At 36.9% G+C, this 22,977-nt stretch carries 25 protein-coding genes and 1 pseudogene; 23 read left to right on the top strand and 3 right to left on the bottom strand.

All coding sequences use genetic code 11. The annotated features are described in order from the left end of the window. Positions 1 to 296: 296 nt before the first annotated feature. The 4 genes from J2Z23_RS20170 to J2Z23_RS20155 all read left to right on the top strand — a co-directional run bounded on the left by J2Z23_RS20170 (position 297) and on the right by J2Z23_RS20155 (position 4,450). Entirely contained in the window at positions 297 to 1,109 is an 813-nt protein-coding gene (locus J2Z23_RS20170) for a hypothetical protein (protein ID WP_209974988.1), read from the top strand. Between the two features lie 438 nt (positions 1,110 to 1,547). Continuing rightward, on the top strand, positions 1,548 to 1,781 hold the full coding sequence (locus J2Z23_RS20165) for a ferredoxin (protein WP_057986511.1): 234 nt from the start codon (positions 1,548 to 1,550) through the stop codon (positions 1,779 to 1,781). 39 nt (positions 1,782 to 1,820) lie between these two features. Further along, positions 1,821 to 3,050: a cytochrome P450 gene (locus J2Z23_RS20160; protein WP_057986512.1), complete on the top strand. Its 1,230-nt coding sequence runs from the start codon at positions 1,821 to 1,823 to the stop codon at positions 3,048 to 3,050. Between the two features lie 128 nt (positions 3,051 to 3,178). Beyond that, entirely contained in the window at positions 3,179 to 4,450 is a 1,272-nt protein-coding gene (locus J2Z23_RS20155) for a cytochrome P450 family protein (RefSeq protein ID WP_209974986.1), read from the top strand. A gap of 112 nt (positions 4,451 to 4,562) precedes the next feature. Here the strand turns inward: J2Z23_RS20155 and J2Z23_RS20150 are convergent, their stop codons facing one another. Then, entirely contained in the window at positions 4,563 to 5,480 is a 918-nt protein-coding gene (locus J2Z23_RS20150) for a TetR/AcrR family transcriptional regulator (protein ID WP_057994748.1), read from the bottom strand. A 271-nt stretch (positions 5,481 to 5,751) separates the two neighbouring features. On the opposite strand from J2Z23_RS20150, the gene J2Z23_RS20145 reads away from it, so the two are divergent. From J2Z23_RS20145 to J2Z23_RS20080, 14 genes are all read left to right on the top strand, one after another. Next, positions 5,752 to 6,267 carry a GNAT family N-acetyltransferase gene (locus J2Z23_RS20145; RefSeq protein ID WP_057994747.1) on the top strand — a complete coding sequence of 172 codons (516 nt, stop codon included), beginning with the start codon at positions 5,752 to 5,754 and terminating at the stop codon, positions 6,265 to 6,267. 233 nt (positions 6,268 to 6,500) lie between these two features. Beyond that, positions 6,501 to 6,911, top strand: a complete 411-nt coding sequence (locus J2Z23_RS20140; protein ID WP_057986520.1) for a DUF6892 domain-containing protein — start codon at positions 6,501 to 6,503, stop codon at positions 6,909 to 6,911. A gap of 106 nt (positions 6,912 to 7,017) precedes the next feature. Further along, a complete protein-coding gene (locus tag J2Z23_RS20135) occupies positions 7,018 to 7,371 on the top strand; it encodes a DinB family protein (RefSeq protein ID WP_128738568.1) in 354 nt (117 codons plus the stop codon). A 305-nt stretch (positions 7,372 to 7,676) separates the two neighbouring features. Beyond that, positions 7,677 to 8,039, top strand: coding sequence for a DUF6176 family protein (locus tag J2Z23_RS20130; RefSeq protein ID WP_209974985.1), 363 nt, complete (start codon positions 7,677 to 7,679; stop codon positions 8,037 to 8,039). A 209-nt stretch (positions 8,040 to 8,248) separates the two neighbouring features. Next, complete coding sequence (locus J2Z23_RS20125; RefSeq protein WP_209974983.1) at positions 8,249 to 9,220, top strand: alpha/beta fold hydrolase; 972 nt, start codon at positions 8,249 to 8,251, stop codon at positions 9,218 to 9,220. Between the two features lie 13 nt (positions 9,221 to 9,233). Then, positions 9,234 to 9,980, top strand: coding sequence for a MerR family transcriptional regulator (locus tag J2Z23_RS20120; RefSeq protein ID WP_057984933.1), 747 nt, complete (start codon positions 9,234 to 9,236; stop codon positions 9,978 to 9,980). A 478-nt stretch (positions 9,981 to 10,458) separates the two neighbouring features. Further along, positions 10,459 to 11,037, top strand: coding sequence for a CDP-diacylglycerol--glycerol-3-phosphate 3-phosphatidyltransferase (gene pgsA / locus J2Z23_RS20115; RefSeq protein WP_209974981.1), 579 nt, complete (start codon positions 10,459 to 10,461; stop codon positions 11,035 to 11,037). 175 nt (positions 11,038 to 11,212) lie between these two features. Further along, positions 11,213 to 11,671, top strand: coding sequence for a DinB family protein (locus tag J2Z23_RS20110; RefSeq protein WP_209974992.1), 459 nt, complete (start codon positions 11,213 to 11,215; stop codon positions 11,669 to 11,671). 404 nt (positions 11,672 to 12,075) lie between these two features. Further along, a complete protein-coding gene (locus tag J2Z23_RS20105) occupies positions 12,076 to 12,309 on the top strand; it encodes an alpha/beta fold hydrolase (RefSeq protein ID WP_057994179.1) in 234 nt (77 codons plus the stop codon). A 56-nt stretch (positions 12,310 to 12,365) separates the two neighbouring features. Then, positions 12,366 to 12,941: a phosphoglycerate mutase family protein gene (locus tag J2Z23_RS20100; protein ID WP_209974978.1), complete on the top strand. Its 576-nt coding sequence runs from the start codon at positions 12,366 to 12,368 to the stop codon at positions 12,939 to 12,941. Between the two features lie 98 nt (positions 12,942 to 13,039). Further along, the gene (locus tag J2Z23_RS20095) at positions 13,040 to 13,339 is read left to right on the top strand and encodes a hypothetical protein (protein ID WP_128747517.1); all 300 of its coding nucleotides are present in this window, start codon (positions 13,040 to 13,042) and stop codon (positions 13,337 to 13,339) included. A 423-nt stretch (positions 13,340 to 13,762) separates the two neighbouring features. Beyond that, the gene (locus J2Z23_RS20090) at positions 13,763 to 14,752 is read left to right on the top strand and encodes a zinc-dependent alcohol dehydrogenase family protein (protein WP_209974976.1); all 990 of its coding nucleotides are present in this window, start codon (positions 13,763 to 13,765) and stop codon (positions 14,750 to 14,752) included. 35 nt (positions 14,753 to 14,787) lie between these two features. Continuing rightward, a complete protein-coding gene (locus J2Z23_RS20085) occupies positions 14,788 to 15,264 on the top strand; it encodes an NUDIX hydrolase (protein ID WP_057994182.1) in 477 nt (158 codons plus the stop codon). Between the two features lie 114 nt (positions 15,265 to 15,378). Further along, entirely contained in the window at positions 15,379 to 16,002 is a 624-nt protein-coding gene (locus J2Z23_RS20080; protein WP_057984918.1) for a zinc dependent phospholipase C family protein, read from the top strand. A gap of 308 nt (positions 16,003 to 16,310) precedes the next feature. Here the strand turns inward: J2Z23_RS20080 and J2Z23_RS20075 are convergent, their stop codons facing one another. Then, entirely contained in the window at positions 16,311 to 16,490 is a 180-nt protein-coding gene (locus J2Z23_RS20075; RefSeq protein ID WP_057984917.1) for a hypothetical protein, read from the bottom strand. A gap of 212 nt (positions 16,491 to 16,702) precedes the next feature. Here J2Z23_RS20075 and J2Z23_RS20070 point away from each other — a divergent pair, with 212 nt between their 5' ends. From J2Z23_RS20070 to J2Z23_RS20050, 5 genes and pseudogenes are all read left to right on the top strand, one after another. Beyond that, positions 16,703 to 18,049: a sodium-dependent transporter gene (locus tag J2Z23_RS20070; protein WP_209974974.1), complete on the top strand. Its 1,347-nt coding sequence runs from the start codon at positions 16,703 to 16,705 to the stop codon at positions 18,047 to 18,049. A 1,217-nt stretch (positions 18,050 to 19,266) separates the two neighbouring features. Next, positions 19,267 to 19,707, top strand: a complete 441-nt coding sequence (locus tag J2Z23_RS20065; RefSeq protein WP_057984913.1) for a helix-turn-helix transcriptional regulator — start codon at positions 19,267 to 19,269, stop codon at positions 19,705 to 19,707. Next, the gene (locus J2Z23_RS20060; RefSeq protein WP_057984911.1) at positions 19,704 to 20,888 is read left to right on the top strand and encodes a macrolide family glycosyltransferase; all 1,185 of its coding nucleotides are present in this window, start codon (positions 19,704 to 19,706) and stop codon (positions 20,886 to 20,888) included. The genes J2Z23_RS20065 and J2Z23_RS20060 overlap by 4 nt, the downstream gene beginning before the upstream one ends. Before the next feature lie 273 nt (positions 20,889 to 21,161). Then, positions 21,162 to 21,641, top strand: coding sequence for a GNAT family N-acetyltransferase (locus J2Z23_RS20055; RefSeq protein WP_057984909.1), 480 nt, complete (start codon positions 21,162 to 21,164; stop codon positions 21,639 to 21,641). Positions 21,642 to 21,743: 102 nt separating this feature from the next. Next, a pseudogene (locus J2Z23_RS20050) lies at positions 21,744 to 22,083 on the top strand (DUF4260 domain-containing protein). A 196-nt stretch (positions 22,084 to 22,279) separates the two neighbouring features. Here the strand turns inward: J2Z23_RS20050 and J2Z23_RS20045 are convergent. Next, entirely contained in the window at positions 22,280 to 22,807 is a 528-nt protein-coding gene (locus J2Z23_RS20045) for a hypothetical protein (protein ID WP_057984907.1), read from the bottom strand. Positions 22,808 to 22,977 lie beyond the last annotated feature (170 nt).

The following is a 22,977-nucleotide window of genomic DNA, read 5'->3' as shown; positions in this document are numbered from 1 at the left end:
AAAGACCTGAACCACCTGTATGAGCGTCGATACTTAAGTTATTGAACCGCCGTATACGAGAACCGTATGTACGGTGGTGTGAGAGGTCGGCTAATTAATTAATGATTAGCCTCCTACTCGATTGTTTTCTTGAGGTACAACTTTTATTAATACGATTCTATTAGTCTTTCAACCGAGAATTTTGAAACCAGAGTCTGCTTTTGAACGTATATATAGATAAATCATTTCAGGATCGCTACTTGCTTTTTTTCATAAGAAAAACTGGTCCATAACTACATAGAGAGGAGTGAGTGAGAATGATTGAAGTGAAGGATAATAAATTATGGGTAAATGGGAAAGATGTCTATCCTGATTTAGAGGCTTATGAAGAGCCTGTACAATTTGTTGATGAGAACAACAAACAGTATCGTTTCTTTGAATGTTATAGTAAAACGACTAAACATCAGCCTGAAACATTGATTGCTTGTGAAGGTAAGTTATTGAAGAAAGATGGTTTTTATGAGGAAATAGCAACTTATAAGAATATTTTATATGAAATAAGAAGTGAAATGGAATCTATGGAAGAGGGATATGAGACAGAACTTCCTAAAAATGTGCAAAAGTTCCATAGAATTTTACAGAAACTTCTTGAGAGCAACTTAGATTCGAATGCGCAAGAGATTATCAGGGAAGTCGATCATCTATTTAATATTGTGATGATCTGTGAGAAGATTGAAGCAGAAGCGACTAAAGAGATATTTAGCCTTTTAGATAATAGTGGAGAAACACTTTCCTTTGATAAAAATGACCTTAATAAGTTAAATCGCTTATTCGCGGATATTGTCGTCTATCCTCTTTACCATGAAGCAGCACTAGAAAAATATAGGCATAAAGATGCCATGGAAAAAATGTTAGATTTCATTACAACCAAACAAATTAAATTAGGATTTTTCGATAAAATCATTGCCGTACAAGTTTTAAAGGATGCAATAAAATCCGCAGAAACGGATCCTGATTTACAAGAATTAATGCCTCATTTGCGTGGTGGGTTATATAGTACAACAGATAGGGAAGCGATTGTGGATGCCGTTGTAAAGCTTTTGGAACAAGAAGCCAGGGAAAGAGTATAAAACATAGATAAATACAAAAAAAGACTAGGTGAATATGCCTAGTCTATTCGCAATCATAAATTTCTGAATGAAAATAAAGTTTGCCTCTTCGAGAGACTCTATTTAAAATCTGTAAAAATACATGTTTAGAAGTGACGGACTCATCAGCCGTTAAAGCAATCGGTTCCATGGACCCATCTTCTTTTTAGCTAAAAGCTATATTCACTCCTATTCTATTACCTCTAACACCTCTGATATCTTGCAGGTTAACGATTAGCATGAACAACATTTTACCCTTTCATAAAAACCATTCGAAAGACCTTTGTTTGGAAATATATGGATATGTTACGCTAAAGATGACCTATTAGTCAAAATGGAAACTTATAGGTCAAAAATGGCCCTCACGAATAAAAAGGGAATCATTGAAAGGTGAAACGGAAAAAGAAAGAAGGTTTTACAATGGCAAAATACGCGATTATTAACCAAGAAACATGTATTTGCTGTGGAAATTGTGAGGGAGTGGCACCTCACATTTTTGACCTTGATCAGGATGGGGTAGCGTTTGTGAAATTAGACGATAATCAAGGACTGACACCGATCCCTGAAGATCAAATGGATAGTTTGATAGAAGCCATGGAAGAGTGTCCTACAGATTCAGTCAAGATAGCTGATCAGCCATTTGCCAATGAGTAAGATGAATTCTACTTTAAAAATTTGAAGGGAGTCATCCAAATGAGGAAAGAAATCGTTTCATTGAAAGAGGTTAAGAAGTTTCAGACGCGTTCAGAGGAGTTTTTTCCATTACAGTGGTATAAAGACATGCTCACATCTCAGCCAATTTATTTTGATGTGGAAACGAATACATGGAATGTGTTTAAGTATGAAGACGTGAAACAAGTATTAAGTAATTATGAATTCTTTTCAAGTGAAGGTCCAAAAACAACCATTTCTGTGGGGGCGAATAATAAAGAAGGAACGATTCCAGATAATGTCAATATCATGGTAGATCCACCCGTGCATAGAAAGAGACGCTCTTTGCTATCTGCTGCTTTTACACCGCGTAGTTTGAAAAATTGGGAACCACGTATCGAGCGGATTGTCACTGAACTTATCGAAGGTATAGAGGAAAACTCCACTGTTGATATCGTCCAAGCACTGGCAGCTCCTTTACCAGGAATGGTAATTGCGGAATTATTTGGTGTCCCAATAGAAGATCGGAGACGCTTTAAACATTGGGTTGATGTTCTTTTCCTCCCTTATGATAAAGAAAACCAACAAGAAATTGAGCTGAAAAAACAAGCTGCAGCCAAAGAATATTATCAATATCTCTACCCAATCGTTCTTCAGAAACGATTAGATCCATCCGAGGATATTCTCTCTGATTTAATTAAAGCAGAAGTGGATGGCGACAAGCTTACAGATGATGAAATTGTTCGAATTACTATGGCCCTTTTAGGAGCAGGAGTTGAGACAACAAGCCATGCGCTAGCAAATACTTTTTATTCATTGCTTTATGATGATCCTTCCCTATATAAAGAACTCCGAAATGATTTAGAATTGGTCCCGAAAGCTGTTGAAGAAATGTTACGCTATCGTTTTCATAATACGAAAAGGGATCGCACAGTGAAACAAGATAATTGTTTATTAGGACCCGAAATGAAAAAAGGCGAGATGGTCATTGCCTGGATGAGTGCGGCAAATATGGATGAAGCGATGTTTGCGGATCCTCTTTCGCTTAATATTCATCGGCCAAATAATAAGAAACATTTAACATTTGGAAAAGGCCCGCATTTTTGCCTTGGTGCGCCGCTTGCGCGATTAGAATTAACCCTTACTTTAAAGGGATTTTTACAAAAGTTTTCTCGAATCGAATCCGTAGAATCCTTCGATTTAGAGGGAAATTTAACAGAATCAGCTACAGGACAGTCTTTAACACATCTTCCAATGAAGGTATATAAATAAAACTCGCGAAGGAAAACGCTCGCAAAGTAGAAGCCCAAAACTGGGCAACATTTAGAGTTGAATGCGATTTAGTTGAAGATGAAAAATCTAGTTAAAATCCATTAATTTTTTTGAGAAGGGAGATTGTGATGAAGACTACAGACCATATGATAGCAGAAAAAGTTGCATTTAGCCTTTTTAGTGCAGATGGTGGTGAACTAACGACAAATCCATTTCCATTATTTGCGCAATTGCGGTCAGTCGGCCCCATTGTTCCGATCCCGATCCCATTGGAAGGAACAGACCGCCAAGGATGGATGGTAACACAGATGAAAGAGGCTGTACAAATTTTAAAAGACCATACACATTTTACCGTCGATCCCCGTTCTATTAGTGGTAATGTTCCGCTCAAGCATAGTATAAGTGGGAACGATGGAGAGTCCGATAGTTCCACGTTCTTTACGGGCAATTCCATGCTCTCTGTTGATGAACCTGATCATCGTCGGTTACGTGGACTAGTGTCCAAAGTTTTTACACCTAGGTTTATCGAAGGCTTGCGTCCGCGGATGCAAGAGATAGCTGATGAATTGCTTGATCAGGTACAAGAGCGAGGCGAGATGGATCTGATCAAAGACTATGCTTTTCCTTTACCGATTAATGTCATATCTGAAATGCTTGGAGTTCCACAAGCAGACAGGGCGCAAATTCGTATTTGGTCTAACGCCTTAGCACATGGGCAAGGATTAGGAAAACAAGATGAGAGTGTCAAAGAACATATGCGCGCCTTTGGAGAATATACATCACAGTTAGTAGCAGAAAAACGTCTGCACCCAGCAGATGACTTAATCAGCCAGATGGTGGCGATTGAAGAAGCAGGGGATCGGCTTAGCGAAGAGGAACTACTTTCAATGATTACACTGTTAATCTTTGCGGGGCATGAGACAACCTCCAATCTGATTGGCACTGGCACATTAATGTTATTGGATCATCCTGATCAGCTTAAGAAGCTGAAAGCAGACCCCAGTCTCGTTCCCTCGGCAGTGGAAGAATTGCTGCGCTTTAATGGACCAGCCACCATAGTCGGCCCGCGTTTCGCTATGAGAGATATTGAAATTGCTGGCCAGCAGATCAAAATGGGGGATATGCTCCTCGTCATCCCGACTTCAGCAAATCGAGATGAGACCCAGTTTTCCGATCCAGAAGAGCTGGATATTGCGCGCAATGTCAATCGTCACCTCGCCTTTGGACATGGTATCCACGTCTGTTTGGGAAAGCCGCTCGCCCGTTTGGAAGGAGAGATTGCCTTTGCCACTCTATTCAAACGCATGCCCAACCTGAGGCTTAGTGTTCCGCGTGAGCGCATTACTTGGAGCTTTAGTCTTAACTCACGAAGTTTAACTGCTCTGCCAGTCGCTTTTTAGCATAGGGTCCTCGTTTTGAGAAGACGAATATCCCCCCTTGTATTGACTTTGTTTGTGGGGGGATATTTATTCATATTGGCTTTTTAAAGCGATTTTTAAAAAATAATCGAAGCTATTCGGCTGTAAACCTAGATTTACTTGGCGCGTGTTCGATCTGGAGACTGTTAATAAGCTCCTTCCTTATTTCCTTAAGGGAATGAATCTGTTCGAGATTATGAAGCATTCCTTTAAGAATGGCCATTCTTGGCTGCATATTCATCAATTCTTGCTCCATAATGGTTAGAGATTGAATCGCTACTTCTTTTTGGCTATTAGGGATTGACTGAACTTTTAAATGATTTTTCATTTGCTTAATCAATTCGAAAGGATGGACTCTTTTTTCTCCGGCTTCTTCTAAGTATAACGACCACAAGTTTTCATTCATTAATGGTTCAATATTACTGTCCAATAGACCTTTGATCATGAAATCAATTTGCGCCATGACAAAACGAACTACTTTTTTGATTGGTAAAGGGAATTGCTTCAAGATAATTAATTCCATGTATTGTTTGGTCATTCCCATTAATAAAAAAGCGCCATCTGCAGCGTAAGGCACCATTTCCTTTCCATAGATTTTGATTAAAGAATGCTCAACCCATTTAACCTCCGCAATATTTTGCCGATGTAAATAACGGTAAATATTCTTATCTGACAGTCCTGAAAGCTCCTGTCCTTGTAATCTGTAAAATTCTTGATGTTCAATATAATGCCTTAATTTAATTTCAAATTCCTTGATGAATTTTTCTGCAGTAGACAAGGAAGCATCTTCTTCAATAAGCATGATTTGCTCTTCCATATAGTGAAAATAATATTGCAAGATATTTAAAAGTAAATCTTCCTTTGATTTAAAGTATAAATACAGACTCCCCTTGGAAATTCCACAAATATCGGCGACTTCCTGCATCGATGTGCGATTATAACTCTTGGATGAGAAAAGCTTCATTGCTGTGATTAATATATGTTTTTCTTTTTCAGAATCTCTCTTCCTCATAGGAATACCCCTTTTTAAAAATCTCAATAAAATCGTAATTTAATATTATCATAACATATTGCTCTTAAGAAAAATCTATGGTGTTCTTTCGGGAATGGCAAGAAAAATGGAACGAGAAAAATGTGAAGTGGATTTTAAGGGATTAGACAAGTACTATGAATGTGAAGTTGGAAATGTTGTTTACAATATATTTATTAATTCGGTTTGCTGAATAGTAAATTCAATATAAAATGATAAAAGGGGCTATAAAATATGATCAAGGGGAACGTTGATGAACATAATAACGGACAGGTTAATAATACGTAAATTTACAAATGACGATTGGCAAAGTGTATATAGTTATACATCTGATCATGATGTGATGAAATATATGCCTGAAGGTGTATTGTCTGAGGAAAATGCGAAGGAATTTGTAGAGAAAAACATTGGGGAAAATGCTGAAAATTTTCCAGTAGTGTTACACAAAGAAGACATATTGATTGGTCACATAGTATTCCATCAATATTTTGGAAGTCATACTTATGAGATCGGTTGGGTATTCAATCCAATTTATCATAATAAAGGTTATGCATCTGAGGCAGCATATTCCGTATTAAAATATGGTTTTGAGACCATGAATTTACATAGGATCATCGCGACTTGTCAACCAGAGAATATTCCATCATGGCGAGTTATGGAGAAAATTGGTATGAGAAAAGAAGGTTATTTTAAAAAGTGTATACCACAAGGAAATGAATGGTGGGATGAATATTATTATGCGATCTTACAAGAAGAGTGGAAATCTTAAATTATGCAATGAACGGGTGTAAAGCATAGAAATTTAGAACCTATCATATCCGGGAGTTACATTCATAAAACATATGCAATGACGGTTTGTTGCTGAATACAATTGTAAACGCAAATTGTCTTTTACTAGTATTGGTTTTTAAAGATCAGGCTATTATGTTACAAGAAAAAAGTAATAAGAAGCTAGAGAGCAGGGGAATTCATAATTACTCAAAAGAGAATGGAGGAAGTATATTGGATAAAAGTGGAATGTTTCAAGATTTTAATTTTAAATTAGTGGTGATTGAAGCGTTATTAGATCTTGAACCACATTTTTTGCAAGAATTAAATGACTTGAAAAATAAGTATGTAGACGATTTTGAATGGTATGTTGGCGCCGGACCAATTGCTGAAATTAGGGATTACTTAGAGAAGCTGCGTTTGGAAGCAGATGATTTGGCTAAGATTGAACAGCTGATATTTGATGGTGGTCATGAAATTTATCATATTCTCAAACCAGATTGGGATGGTGAGGATGAATTATTTGATGTCGAATCGGTAGAAGGTTTTCAGCATCTTAAGAATTTGAAAACAGTTGATTATATCTCAATGTGCAATCCGAAAGTATTGGGACCCTTTGAAAAAGCGGGGATTGAAATTCGCTAGATAATAAATTTCCAATCTAGTAAAAGTTTGAATGAAACGAAGGGCATTTTGCGCATAGTTTTGACTGCAGGATACTGAATATCTACGTTCAGTGAAGGAGGAACATATGGACTGTCAGGCTGCACTGCACCAAATTGAGGTGGCAGTAGAAACAATTGATCAAATAATCGATACATTGCTGGAAGAAGATTTACTAAAACAGCCTACTCCCTATAAACATTCGATCGGAGAGTTATTAGAACACCTAGCCCTCATTTGTGTAGCGGATAGACTTATCGCCAATGAAGCATCGAAAGAAGAAATGGAAAGTTTTTATTCTAACATATCCTATAAAACACTCGCCTTAATTAAAGACGGTTTACGTACAAATTTTAAAACCTTAAAAACGGAGTATCTGAATTTAACAGACGAAGAGCTTAAAAGGGAAACAACCTCCTATTGGGGTGTAACTTATACGTAATATGAGTGGCTACTAGAAACGTTAGCCCATATCTATCACCATCGGGGACAATTACATAGGAAAGCGAAGCGCCTGTTTAGCGACGTACAAATTTAAAGGCTTCTGACGAGATAAGGGAAACACATTGAGCCTGAAGGGCGAACTGATGTTGACTTATCGTAGGAAGTAGACGTAAATTTGCTAGTTGCTAGGTGCTGTAGCTGGACATGCGATGCTTGTTCATTGTTATCAGCAAGATTCTAATATCTCGATGTTTGAATAAGGGCATTAAAATTAATTAAAAGAAAAAACAAGGTGGTTCACGGATGAATATAGAATTAACAAGATTCAGAGTCAAAAAAGGAAAATCTAAGTTAGTAGACGAATGGATGAAATTTTTAAATGATCATATGCACGAGGTTTTATTAACATTAGAAGATGAAAAGATGTATGTAGAAACGATTTTTAGAGAAAACCTCGATGGTCAGGAATATTTATATTGGTATTCGATCCAAGGGGATGCTGGTCAAGACGTAGAAGAATCTGAGCATTGGGTTGATAAAAAACATCTCGAATTTTGGGAGGAATGTATAGATCCTACGTTTAGGACTGTGGATCTCAATCCAGAGGTTGTAATGATACCTAAAAGAGTGAAAGAGAGTTTTGAAACTGGTGGAAGTAGGGGGTAGCTACCTGTTAATCTAATGTACTTAGTCAAGTGCTTTATATACACTAGCACGTTGGGAAGAGAGGTTAACACCATTTATCTCGTGATGGGGCCCGCTTGGCTAGTAGTAACTCCATTCGGTTCATTTCATGTTTTTAGTCGCTTTTTCTTCTTTGCTCTTGCGTATAACGTTACGTCATACGTTATATTGAAATTGAAAGGGGGAGGAAAATGAAACGGAAAAAAACTTGGGGCATTTCCATCGGCATACTTGCAATGTTATTCTTGACCATTTATATCTTTAGGGACGATGGTACGATGAGTGATTTTGTTTCGATTGAAGGCCATGAGCAATTCACTAAAGCTTATGATGGAGCAATGGAAGTTCTACCGGAACCAATCGAATCGAGAAAAATCGGTACTGATTTTGGAGAAGTTCAGCTCTACAAATTCCAAGAAAATGACACATTAGATCAAATGCCATTATTGCTGCTTCCTGGAAAAGGAGCTTCTACTCCTATGTGGGAACCCAATTTACGCTATTTTCTAGAACACCGTCCTGTTTATACGCTTGATTTGCTTGGGGAGCCAGGATTAAGTACAGAAACAAAACGCATTGAAACCGCAGAAGACCAAGCGATCTGGTTAGAGCAAGTATTAGAACAGCTCCCCGAATCAGATATTCATTTATTAGGATTATCATTCGGCGGATGGAGTGCAACGAATGTAGCTCTCACCTTCCCGGAAAAAATTCAATCACTCATCTTAGTAGATCCCGTATATGTATTTGGTCCCATCCCATTCAAAATGATCATCGCATCTATCCCTGCTAGCGTGCCGATTGTACCGAAACCTATTAGGGAGACGATGCTCAGCTACATTTCAGGTGGGATAGAAATGGATCAAAGTGATCCAACTGCCAATTTAATTGAAACGGGAATGCGAACATATAAAAGTAAGTTGCCAATGCCCAAAAAAATCAAGCCAGAACAATTAGCGGAATTAGAGATGCCTGTGCTCGGTATATTAGCAGGCGGATCCACTATGCATCATGCTGAAAAATCGTATCAGACTGGTGTAGTTTATTTGCAAAACCCTAACAGTGAGATGGTGCTATTTGCGGATGCCTCTCATGCCATTAATGGAGAATATCCTGAAGAGTTAGTAGAGACTATTGAAAGCTTTTTAGGGAAACTCAAATAAAAGGGATGAGATGATGAAAAAGGAATATTCTGTAAAGGAAATGAGTGAACACTCAGGCGTGACACCTCGAACGATCCAGTATTATGATAACGAGGGGATTTTAAAAGCAAACCGAAACGAACTAGGGCACAGGGTTTATTCTGAAAAGCAACTTTATTTACTTGGACAGATTACGTTTTATAAATCGATTGGTTTTTCCCTGAGTGAGATTAAAGACAAGTTAGTTACCGTAGAGAATAAAGATATAAAAAGTATTCTCGATGATCAAGAGTCAGTGCTTTACTCTCAAAAAGAAAGTATCCAGGCTAAACTAGATGGAGTAATGGTAGTAAAAGAATTAATAAATAAAGGATATAAAACACCGTGGGAAGTGTTATCTTATTTGATACGCTCCTTGAATGATGTAAATATGTTAACTTGGAAAGAGTATAAGTTTTCTGAAAAGGAAGCAAAAATATTTCAACAGGTATTTACATCCGAAACCATGGCTTTAGACTTTTACAATACCTTTAGAAAGTTATCATTACGAGCCGCTGCCTATAAGGCCTCAAAAGTTCCAATCGAGTCGTCTTTAGCCAGATCATTAGCAAATGATTGGCACGACATGGTTCGGAATGTAACAGAAGGTAATGAAGAGATACTCACCGCCTTTCAATCAGTCGATAAAAATAGGGAGCAATGGAATTTAGGAGAACGTCATCTTATCGAGAAAGCAGAAGCTTATTTAGAGGATGTTGTAAAGTATCACCAGATTAAGTAATAAGAGACAAAGCTTTTCCCCCAAGCGGTAAAAACCTAATTTTTGGGTACCCATTTCTCTTTAAAATATTGGTCCTATGCTTTGTGTTATCTACAAATGGGGTGTTACTATGAAGGTTGAGAATATTAAAACCATAGGTAATACTGAAATCGTCATTAGTACGAATGATGAAGCAAACGAGGCTGGGAGAAAGGTGTTTTCGCTTAAGAAAACTCCGAACTACTAGCGTGAAAATAACCCGACCCGGAAATATACCTCGCTTTCCGAAGGCCTGCAGGATGTGGGCCATGCAGGCGTTGCGCTTTGAGCCTGCCGCTAGGTCGGCACGAATTTAGCCTGCGTTCCCTAGTGTCAAGCCTCCTCATTGAATGGAATTTAATGTAATGCGGTAGATTTCTATAACAACGATCAAGGATTATAGAAAGAAGGGATTAAATAGGGTAACTTTAGGGCTTGGTTTCATTAGGAGGGAAGATGAATGAATTTACCAAATAAAATAACGGTAATAAGGACATGTTTTATACCTGTTTTTTTAATTTTTTTATTGGCTCCGTTTACATTTGCTAAGATTAAAATAGGTGATAGTAATTTATCTATTGCTCATCTTGTTGCGGCGTTATTATTTATTATCGCCTCGATTACGGACGGATTGGATGGATATTATGCAAGGAAATTAAATTTAATTACTGATTTAGGGAGATTTTTGGATCCATTAGCTGATAAATTATTGGTAGCTGCTGCGTTGATTGCCCTAGTCAATATGCAGATTATTCCAGCCTGGATTGCGGTGATTATTTTAAGCCGCGAGGTCGCAGTAACGGGATTACGTCTTATAGCTGTGAAGAAAGGAATCGTCATTGCAGCAAGTAACATTGCGAAATGGAAAACACGTCTTCAAATCATCTCTATTTCAGCATTACTATTGCATAATTACCCGTTTGTTTATTTAGGAATTCCATTTGATGTTTTATCATTATGGATCGCCATGGTTGTAACTTTATTGTCGGGATGGGATTATTTTGTTAAGAATAAACATATTATTTTACAAAGTATTTAACTATATGTATTTTCAACCAAAATGAAAGCCAGTTTGAGTTGTTTAGCATTCGATACACGAACACTAAGAAAATTTGAATGGGAAGTAGGAGAAAAAGATGGAGGCAGAGTTGAAAACGTTATTTTTAATTGATCTAAAGGGGGACTTGAGCCTCGAGTTTAGTAAGTTGGTTTCAATGATGAATTATACGAGGGTAATGACTCTTGAGGAGGTAAAACAATTAACAAAAGAGGAATTGGATTTTCTATATGATGATGATGCTAATTCAATAGGGATGTTATTGGCACATATGGTAGCAGTAGAAAAAGCGTATCAAATTGAAACATTCCATAATCGGAAGGTTACAGATGTAGAAATTGCCGAATTAAATCCTGCTTTAGAATTAGGTGGAAAAGCACGAGAACAAATCCGGGGAAATACAATCGACTTTTACATTAATGCTTTAGTGGAAACTCGGAATGAAACGATTGAAAAGTTTAAAACACTTCCGGATGAATGGTTATTCCAGCAAACACCGTTCTGGTTCGATCAACCAGCAAACAATTATTTTAAATGGCTTCATGTGTTTGAGGATGAATTAAATCATAGAGGGCAAATAAGGATCATCAAGAAAATGTTGGTGAAGAAGGACTAGATTTTGATGGGAGTGGAAAGGGGAAATGCCTATCCAGATGTAGAGGCATTAAACTATATGATCAATTGATCCCTCATTATAAGGTAAAAGTAAATAAAGATTTTCAATAAGCTCTACGGGTATTTTAAGCAATAAACTGATTGCTGGGGAAATATCCCAACCAACAGACTATGTCTTTAATCATGAATAGAATATAAAAATGAAATAACATTTCAGAAGGCGGCATCTTAACCATAAAATGTAGCCTTCACAGTCAATCGAGTCTGTAATGAAGGAGAAGCATATGGACTGTAAGGTGCATTGCATCAAATTGATGTGCAGTGGAAACAATGGATTAAATATCGACACATTAGTGGGAAAGGATTTATAGGAAAGACCTAGCTCCGATAAACATTCGATCGAGAATGGTTAATATTCCTACACGGGGCTCCCTTGTATTTTCAGGACTATACAAACTATGGTTTGTAGTAAAACGCAAAATATGTAGTGTAAAAAGTGAATCGTGGTCATATATGTATGATGATGCAAAAAATACCGATGAAATTGGATTGGTTGAGATCCATAATGCAAGTCATTGTTCCAATCAGGATAATCCATTGGAATTTAATGATGCATTGATAAGGTTTTTAAAGGAATAGAAGAAAGTTATTCAATATGAGAGATTAAAACGGACTATATTGAAAAAAAGGAGCGAATGGTTATCGAACTATATTTTTTTCGTCACGCACAGGGACAGCATGTATTAAGACCACCACAAAGCTTACAAATGTTAGACCCTTCCTTAACTGAGATAGGGGAAGCACAAGCAGATTGGCTCCAAAAAACATTTCCAGTTTCCACAGATGATTTATTTATCATTAGTCCTCTTAGACGTACGATCCAAACTGCATTAATCTGGACAAACGATGTACACTGTCAAAAAATTGTTCATCCATTTATAGGTCCTCGAATGTTTCCTTTATTATCAGCAGAGAGCGCTTATGGTTGTGACCAAATATTAAAAATAGAAACGATTAAAAAAGAATTCCCCCAACTGGAGATGGCAAATATAGAAGAAATCCATTGGCAAACAGGGATTAATACAATTCCTCAAGATACATTTATTGATTTAGCCAAACAATTTATTACTTGGTGTAAAAGCCTCAATAAAGATAGGATATTCATTGTTTCTCATGATGGAACGATTACAGCGTATCGCCAATATTTAGGGGAAGCTGTGACGCGTGATCATTTTTTAGGAGATATAGGTTGGCATAGAGTTACTACGTAAAGCTACTTTTAAAGAGAGAATATAAGCCGTTACTTATGAGATTCATTTTAAAATGAACTATCAAAATATTGGGAAATTAGGTGATGGGAGAGAAAAAGGTGAATAAATTAGGATTTGTCATCATTACATTTTTTGCTCTCATAGGCTTAGTAGGATGTTCAAATGAGACGATGAAAAAAGCCAAGGAAAGTTGGGAAGAGAGTCCAACACTTATTAGGGAGATCATAGTGACTGATGATGGGCAAACGGACGATTTTATTTTCCGCATTGGCGATACAGGAAAACTTGGATTTGGCGAATACGGCCCCTTTATAGAAGAGGAATCACAGAAATATATATGGCATTTTTTGGGGAGAGGAAAAGTTATTAACACAGCCCGTTTAAGGTTGGTGGTGTGAATTTGGAAACGAATGAGCAAATGACTGTTTTTGAATTCCCTTCCAATGGTTCGCTTGCACCTAATTCCGGGCAGACCATCACATCCCATCAATGATGATGTTACCGAATGTCGGGATGTGGAAGTTAGAGGCATATATTGGAGAGGAATTACTTGGCAATGTATTTGTAAAGGTAAAAAAAGGGAAAAACAATGAGGTTTGTATATTATAATGATACGGGAAGAGAGGTTAGCATTCATCCCGCAGCAAATTTAAGTGCAATCAAATGTGATATCAATATTATAAAGCCATTGGAAGAATGAGCTTTCATCTACCACTCATACTTATCCTTGGGTAAAAATGTGGGATTATGGTGAAAAACATGGATTAAGTATTTTAGTTTCAGCAGAACAGGAAGCTGATGAATAAAGGAGACTTACTGTCTTGAATGCAAAATGTATTAGATTCTACGAATTTGGTAGCCCTGAAGATGTGTTAAAAGTTGAATATCAAAGTATCACACACCCAAAAGAAAATGAGGTCCTTGTACGAATGTTGACCCGCCCCATTAATCCATCTGATTTAATTCCTATTAGTGGAGCGTATTCCCATCGAATTGCTTTGCCGATGATTCCTGGCTACGAAGGTGTGGGAGTTGTCGAAGCGATCGGTCCAGTCGTTTCAAAAAATCTGATTGGTCAACGGGTTTTACCTCTGCGTGGTGAAGGTACATGGCAAGAATTTGTGAAAACATCTGCTCCGTTTGCTGTCCCCATACCAGATTCTATCGATAATGTGTCGGCAGCCCAATTGTATATTAATCCCATTACAGCGTGGGTGATTTGTAGGGAAGTTTTAATCTTAAAACCCAATGATTGGTTATTAGTGAATGCTTGTGGATCTGCGATCGGACATATTTTTGCTCAATTAGCGAAGATTCTTGGCTTTCGCCTGATTGCGGTGACGAGAGATGATACATATACTGATGTTTTGCTTGGGCTAGGGGCTTCTCAAGTGATTGATACTTCGAAAATGCCGCTTTATGAAACTGTCATGACTTTAACAAATGGCATGGGAGCAACAGCAGCAATTGATTCAATCGGTGGAAGGGATGGGGATGATTTAGCATTCTGTGTCCGTCCGAATGGACAATTTTCCACTATTGGCCTTTTATCGGGAGTCCCGGTCAATTGGGCAAATATTGTTAACAAAGCCAAAGTGAATGTGAAGATGTTTCATTTACGCCATTGGAACAAAAATGTTTCAGCGGATCAATGGCAAAGAACATTTAAAAGTATAATAAAACTTGTAGAAACTCAGCAGCTACGTTTGATGAAGCCTAACTCACAATATGATTTGCTAGATGTAAAAAAGGCGGTTAAATCTGTAAAGAGAAGTAGAGGAAAAGTGTTTTTAACAAGTAGCTTGCGGTAACTATACATGGAGATTAAGTGGAAAGGAGAGACTATATGCGGAAGGAAGATTTTGAAGTACCTATAAGATGTAAGGGAATAGCCGTAGTTTTACTGAAAAAAATGGAAAATGAATATAAAGTTTTATTATTGAAAAGAGCAACCCCAATACTGCAAGATGTTTGGTGTTATATGGGGGGAAGTATTGAAAGTGGAGAAACGGCTTGGGAATCTGCTTTACGAGAAATCAAAGAAGAAACGGGGATTTCTAAAATCTTATTATATTCGGCAAATAAGTTCGATCAAATTTATTCTCCCCAGGAAAATTATGTTTATTTAGCTCCTGTATTTGTAGGTTACGTGGAAAATGATGAGGAAGTAGAATTAAATGAAGAACATAGTGAGTATAGATGGCTATCATTCACTGAAGCGATCGAAACAGTTTCATTGCCTGGAAATGATGAGGTTCTTCTATCCATTGAAAAGCATTTTGGAGTGGATAAACCACCGGAGTATTTGCAGATCGAATATTAGAATATGTTTTTCGTAATCCAAGTTGAGGATGGCTTTCTTTTAATAAATATTAAGCTTTTGGAGCCAGATATATAGAGTATAAATATTAAAATAGGAAAGAAGGGGGGAGGACTGATGGGTTCAAGAATCATGCATTCAATTATCGGTTATAAAATTGCGGAGGCTTTAACAATTAAAGATCAATCTGCATTTTTGCTTGGAAATGTAGCTCCTGACGCTGTTTTTTCATTTGAAGAAAAGAATGCATCCCATTTCTTTATCGGTAATGTTCAAGACTATTCGAGGCGGGTGGACGATCAAGGTTTTTTACATAAATATCGTTCACATATAGAAAGCAAAAACGATTATCTTATGGGCTATTATGCCCATTTAATTGCCGATGATATTTGGCTAAGGGGATTTAATCTTTCTTGGTTAAAAAACAGAATGGAAGCTGATGAAGGATTGTATACTTTATATCATCAGGATTTCCGATTACTAAATGGAAAATTATTAGAACACTACGGCCTCACGAATGATTTGCAAAAGGCTTTTGGTCAAATTCCTGCAATGATCGATTTGGAAGAAGTGAAAGCGCAAGATGTGGAAAAATTCGTTCCTTCTGTATTAGGCGATATGGAGTATGAAGAGAAAGTTATACATGAAAAACTTAATGTTTTTACATTCGTTCAAATTATTGGCTACATAGAAACATCTATCGATCTCGGACTCTTGAAAATAAAGCCTTTACTTGCCTAATTAAATGAAAGATTACAAAATATATATTGTCAAAACTTATTCTCGTATTCAATCAGCGGAATATCGGATTATAAATTATTCGTTGTGTGCTCTTACATCTAGAAAGAACATAGTTGCTAGCAGGATACATAAATATGTACGAGTGACGGTGTGTAATAGGATTAGAGAGATGATGAAGGTTTTTTCCAGAAAACAATCATGAGGGCATGCTCACAACCTAAGCATTGAAAAAGATAAAGCTAGTTTCCCTTGTACATAAGGCGGAGTGAGCGAAGCCACTTCAGTTTCATGGATGAAGTATACGCTCATTATGCGATGAATATCCTTTGCGTAGCCCCGCCCACCAAGAATGCAAGGATAATGCCAATAATAGCTAGAATTAGGGATGCTATTAGTATAAAGAAAAGATTGGCATCAAGTCGTATTGTGAATAGTAAAATTTCAATCAATAAAAGCGTTACCAAATAAATTGTCCCGTATTTGTTCATAAGAGCCTCCTTAAGCAGAAAGAATGTATATTTTAGCAGATTAAAGATATTAGCAGAGAGAATTTTAATCTAAATGAAATTAGAAAGAAGCATCTAATACTATTGCGATTTTCTTTACTTTTTAGAGTCATCCATGTATGCTTGATTATGTTTTGGATGTATTTATGATTCAGACACTATCATGGCGTTTTTACATAAGGGGTATTATATCAATGACACAATCGAAAGAACAATGGACATCAAAACTAGGCTTTATTTTGGCAACTGCTGGGTCTGCGATCGGATTAGGCGCAATTTGGAAATTTCCTTATATTACGGGTGTTTCGGGTGGGGGAGCATTTTTCCTTATCTTTTTAATTTTTACAATTTTCATTGGAATGCCGATTTTATTAGCGGAATTTGTGATCGGACGCGGATCACAGAAGGACGCTGTATCGGCTTATAAATTTTATGCCCCAGGGTCTAGTTGGCACCTAATTGGTGTACTTGGAATGTTGACATGTTTTATCTTATTATCATTTTACAGCGTTGTTGGCGGATGGATCCTGATCTTCCTATATGAAACAATGGCCGGTCATTTATCAGGATTATCCGAGCAAATGTATGGGGATGTTTTCAACTCCGTGATTGCGAATCCTTTCTATGCTATTATTGGACAATTTATTTTTATCATTATTACGATTGTTGTGGTAGCAAAAGGTGTTCAGAAAGGAATTGAGCGGGCGAGCAAGATTATGATGCCTGCACTGTTTATTGCTTTTCTTATTTTAATTATTCGTTCCCTAACATTGGACAATATCAGCGAAGGACTTTCCTTCTTTTTATACCCAGATTTTTCAAATTTGTCATCAAAAACGATTTTATTTGCACTTGGCCAATCTTTCTTTTCTATCAGTGTCGGGGTATCTGTTATGGTGACATATAGTTCTTATTTGTCTAAAAAGGAGGATCTTCCTAAATCCGCCTTTACGATTGTGATGATGAATGTTTTAATTTCAATGCTTGCAGGACTAGCTATTTTCCCGGCCGTATTTTCATTTGGCTTTGAACCAACCGAAGGACCTGGCTTATTGTTCGTTGTTCTGCCAGCCGTATTTGATAAAATTCCATTTGGTTCTCTCTTCTTGATTCTGTTTTTAGTGTTATTTTTATTTGCGACATTAACTTCGGCTTTCTCGATGGTAGAGATCATTGTTGCGGCGATCACAAAAGGAGATCAGCGCAAACGGCAGAAGGTTACGTGGATAACAGGGATTTTGATTTTTATTGTTGGGATTCCTTCCGCTTTATCAGCAGGGGTCTTGAGTGACTTTACACTATTTGGAAAAACGATGTTTGATCTATCAGATTATCTTGTCTCAAATATACTTATGCCTATAGGTGCTTTGCTTATTTCGATATTTGTCGGATTCAAAATCAACCGAAAAACATTATGGGAAGAGATAAATTCCGGTTCGAATAATGGTAAGAAAATATATGCAGTATGGCTTTTACTAATAAAATATGTTGCTCCTATCGCCATTATTATTGTGTTTTTAGATGCGATCGGTGTACTATAACCCGATTTCTCCTAGCCCTTGGTAAATAAACCAGGGGCTAGTCTATTGTATAGGTCATCATATCCCCCCAGGATCTCACACTCTTGTTATTCAACCTCTAATCAACTCACCTACTAAAAGTTGGAGATATAGCATATGTAAATGCTTTGTCAGGGGGAGCGTGGAATCACCCAAACTGTTTTTGAAGTATGGCTTTTGATCATTTGAGATATGCTAGACATACTCCCTTTTTTGTGCTCAGATTTTTAAGTTTACCCAAAAGTTAAAATTACCTTCGTACAGTAATAGGCAGCAAAAAAGCCAGTAATAAATCGGCCTTTTTGCTGCCTATTTCAGGTTTATTCACAGGGAAAAGCTAGAGGTACTTTCAGTTTTGAAGGCTTATGTCAGGGTGCAAAAGCAGGAATTTCGTTTGGGGAAACACGTGTTCGTTTCCTTAAGAAATTGAATCTAATACTATTCTTAGTATCTGCAATAGTTACTTTCATGACCCTCAAAATTGAAAAGAAAAACTTTTTTTTGATGCGGTAATGGAACGTGTAAGAGGAATTAAATCAAAGGATTTGATCCAAATGTTTTGTATCGCTTTTCAGCGGGGATGAAGGCTATTTTTGAAAAAGATACATACGGAATACAACATTTTAGGCAAATTGAAAAACGTGGCACTTCTATTCAATATGCATTTCGCCAATGAACAATGAAAATGAAATACATGAGGTTCTTGCAAGATTCCTACTCATTTTAAAAAGCGATAATTGGAGTGTCGGCTGGCGACTCCTGTGGGATGAAGCGTCCAGCTAGAGACCCTGCAGGAGCGTAGCCTTAAAGATTAGGATCAAAGGCTAAATACTCGCCGTCCTGGCGGAACGCCTTTGTGACCCACATCCTGTGGGCCTCAAGACACGTCCCTCGGAAAGCGTCCAGCCAGAACGGAAATCAACAATCTTATCTTATCCGCTTACCTTTTTAAAAAAATGTACTGCTGTACGTTTATTTGTCTTGTCTAAAATAAGCAACTAGAAATCAATCTACCGATATCTATACGGAAATATAATTAATGGAAAAAGGCTATTTCTTTCAATGAAAAACGGTAAACTTAAAACTATGATTTATTGGTAATGAAATTGCCACAATTTTTAACAAAAAATGTGGCGAACTGTTGATAGATTTAGCCTTAGATCTCCTCTATATTATATACATATAAGGAGTTGAAAAACATGATTGGTATGAATATACGTGTTTTGCGTAAAAAACATAAACTAAATCAAGAACAGTTAGCTGAGAAAGTGGATGTATCAAGGCAGACTGTAGCTAAGTGGGAAAGCGGTGAAGCTGTGCCTGATATTTATAAAGGCAAAATACTAGCTGATATTTTTCAAATAACTTTAGATCAATTGTCCCGTGACATGAGTGAAGAAGAGACAAAGCGACTCGCTCCTAAGGGAAGGCAATTTTTCGGTGTTGTGAAGGTAGGAGAAAGAGGTCAGATTGTCATTCCTAAACAGGCGCGTGATATGTATCAGATTCAAGCAGGGGATAAGCTCGTGATTTTGGGAGAAGATGCGACAAAAGGAATCGCCGTCTTAAAAACGGAGGGTTTCTTACAGTTGGCAGAGATGATCGAAAAAGCTGAACTAGCGGACGGTGATATAGAATGAGTAAAATTATATTTTTCTCCATACCTGCACATGGACATACCAACCCTACTATTCCACTTGTAACCGAATTAGTAAATAGAGGCCATCAAGTTTGGTATTATTCATTTCTGGAGTTTCAGGCAAAAATAGAAGGTGCTGGTGCCAGATTTATTGCTTGTGATGAATATTTGCCGAAGCTATCACAAGAAGAATTGGAACGTAAGGCAGGTAAGGATTTTGCTGCATTAATAGAAATGATCGTTGATACAACGATTGCATTGGATGAAAAGGTCTGCAAGGAATTAAGGGATATTCAACCAGATTGCATTGTGTCCGATTCTTTATGCTTTTGGGGGAAATTATTTGCACAGAAGCTGCAGATCCCCTATATTTGTTCAACTACAACTTTTGCATTTAATAAATATACGGCAAAAATGATGAAGAGAAGCCTCGGAGAGATTTGGAAAATGTTTGTAGGTATGCCAAAAATTAACAAAAAAATTCAACTATTAAAAGATTATCAGTATCAAGTAGAGAATTTTGTCTCGATTATTCAAAATGATAATGAAACAGACACTATTGTTTATACATCGAAAGAATTCCAGCCATTGGCGGGTACTTTTTCTGACCGATTTTCCTTTGTTGGACCATCTATTAAGACATTCCCATCTAAGCAAAATGATAAGAAAGATAGAAAATTAATCTATATTTCCCTTGGAACTGTATTAAATCAAAATTTCCCTTTTTATCAAAACTGTGTTGAAGCATTTGCCAATACGGATTATGATGTCCTGATGTCTGTTGGTGAAAAAACTGTGATTTCAGTACTTGGGAGTTTGCCCAGAAATTTTACAGTGAAAAACTCTGTTGATCAGATCTCAACGCTCCAGACAGCAGATATATTTATTACTCATTGTGGAATGAATAGTGTGAGCGAAAGCTTGTATTTTGGTGTTCCAATGGTTTTATTTCCGCAACATAGCGAACAAAGAATCATAGCTGACCGAGTTGCCGAACTGGGAGCGGGAGTTAAACTAAAAGGAAGAAAGTCAAAACATTTGGCAGCAGCGGTCGTTCGTATACTGGAGAATCAGACATTTAGGGAAAATGCCCAGAAACTTTCAGAAACCTTTCGAAATGCTGGCGGCGCTAAAAGAGCGGCTGATGTGATTCTGACTAAAATGGAGAAGCGGTCTTTGTAGCCATTATTTGAACAGCATAAAATAAACAGACTTCAATCTGCTTTACACAGTGCTACTCAGGTTCCTCACCAATGATTTTAATATGATCATTGGGTGGTAACGGTTTATATTCACTAAAATCCATTTCGTCTTCTGAAACGTTTGAGTATGCATCACAGCCCGATAATAATATGACAAATAGAATAGCAACACTAAGGAAATTCTTTATATACAGAGTCATCACAAATATATGTAGTTTGAGGAGAAAAATAAAAAGGCAGGTATGTATAGCTGATGATTATTAGAAAATTAAAGCAAAGTGAAATGGGCTTTTTAACAGATATGTTATATGAATCTATTCATATTCCTGATAATAAGCCTCAAAAAGAGGTTTTGATCAACACACCTAATTTTAAAAAATATCATGAAGATTGGGGGAAAAGGGGAGACACCGCCTTAATAGCGATAAATGCGAATAACCAAGCAATCGGCGCCGTATGGTATCGGTTGTTTGACGAATCTAATAAGGGATATGGATTTATTGATCGCAATACTCCTGAACTTGGAATAGCAGTTCGCGAAGAGGCGAGAGGAATGGGGGTAGGGACTTTGTTAATGAATAAAATAATTCAAAAGGCAAAAGAAGCGGGTTTTGCATCCATTTCACTCAGTGTAGATCCTGAAAATACTAATGCCGTTCATGTATATAGAAAATTGGGATTTAAAGATGTCGAAGTTGTTGGAACATCTATTACGATGGTTTATAGATTCTAGGAACAATAATTTATTAATTGACGGAAATGAATATCTAAAATGATAAAATAGGTTATATATAGGGGGAATTATGTACCGGAAACGATAGAATGGAGGATAAGTTTGAGTAAAATTCTTTTACATTTAGAAGGATTTGCCGTTCTAATAGTAGGTATTTATTTTTATTCCTATTTAGAGTTTAGTTGGTTTTGGTTCATCATTCTTTTGTTTGTCCCAGATATCTCGATGTTAGGATATTTAGAAGGTGGGAACAATTGTCTATAATTTCATTCATACTTATAGTTTAGCAATTGGTTTGATACAAATAGGATTATTATTATCAAGTCTCATTACGATAGCAGCCGGACTCATACTATCCGCACATATTGGGATGGATAGAATGTTTGGCTTTGGCTTAAAGTATCCGAAGGATTTTAAAGATACGCATTTAAATCGTGTTTGACCTTAATCCTAAATTTATGAATGAATCCTAATAGAAGTAAGTTCCCTCCTTTGGCACAGTGGTTTAAGTTTAAGGAAAAAAACGAGCAAGTTCCATTATGTGAGCTGGAACTTTTATGGATGCAGCCCACCTCTTAATCCAGGGGAATAAAGGGAGAGAAAGAGCGAAGCGAAAATCAGAATAGTAGCGTGAAGAACTATTCTGGATTCAGCTCGTAAATATGGTCTTTAATTTCCTCATTCCATGATTTCCGCTCTTCTTTAGTTACTAAACTAGAGATAAAATCCGTTATCTCGATAAATTTTGGCTCGCTTGGATTTAAGCCACCAACGGTTTTGGACTCATCTGTTAAATTAATCGTCAGGTAAAGAAAAACCCCATCTTGAGATTCTGTAGACACATCTTTTTTTAACTTCCAAAATTTATTTTGCTCAATAAGCTGTTTTACCTTCGCTACATCATCTTTCGGAACTTGGGTTTCAAGTACAGGAGCATCATCACCAATCTTTAATTTATTTCCAGGCTCTGTATATAAAACAAGTTTGCCATTTTCATAAAGGGCATAGTTATGTGAGTACATATTACGAAAGTCATCTGGTCCAGCAGGCGAATAAGTAAAGAGAACAAATGGCCCATCTGTTGCGTAATTCGTCTTTTGGCTACAGCCGGCTATAAAACCAATAAAAAGCATAATAGATACGAATAAACCTAATTTCTTTTTCACAGATTTTCCCCCTTAAAACATACGGAACTAAATATAACTTATCCTCCTTGGGCATGTTTGTAAAGGGGAGATTGAATATACCTTTTACTCTGCAATCATTTCGTGTAGGTATGAAAAGAAGTACTATTTAATGTGGGATGAAATGGAAGAATAAAGGGGCTCTGTCTTCT

The organism is Lederbergia galactosidilytica (assembly GCF_017873565.1).
Lineage (GTDB): Bacteria > Bacillota > Bacilli > Bacillales > Bacillaceae_C > Lederbergia > Lederbergia galactosidilytica.
The sequence above is the reverse complement of the archived record's forward strand: the minus strand, read 5'-3'. Positions and strand labels throughout refer to the sequence as shown.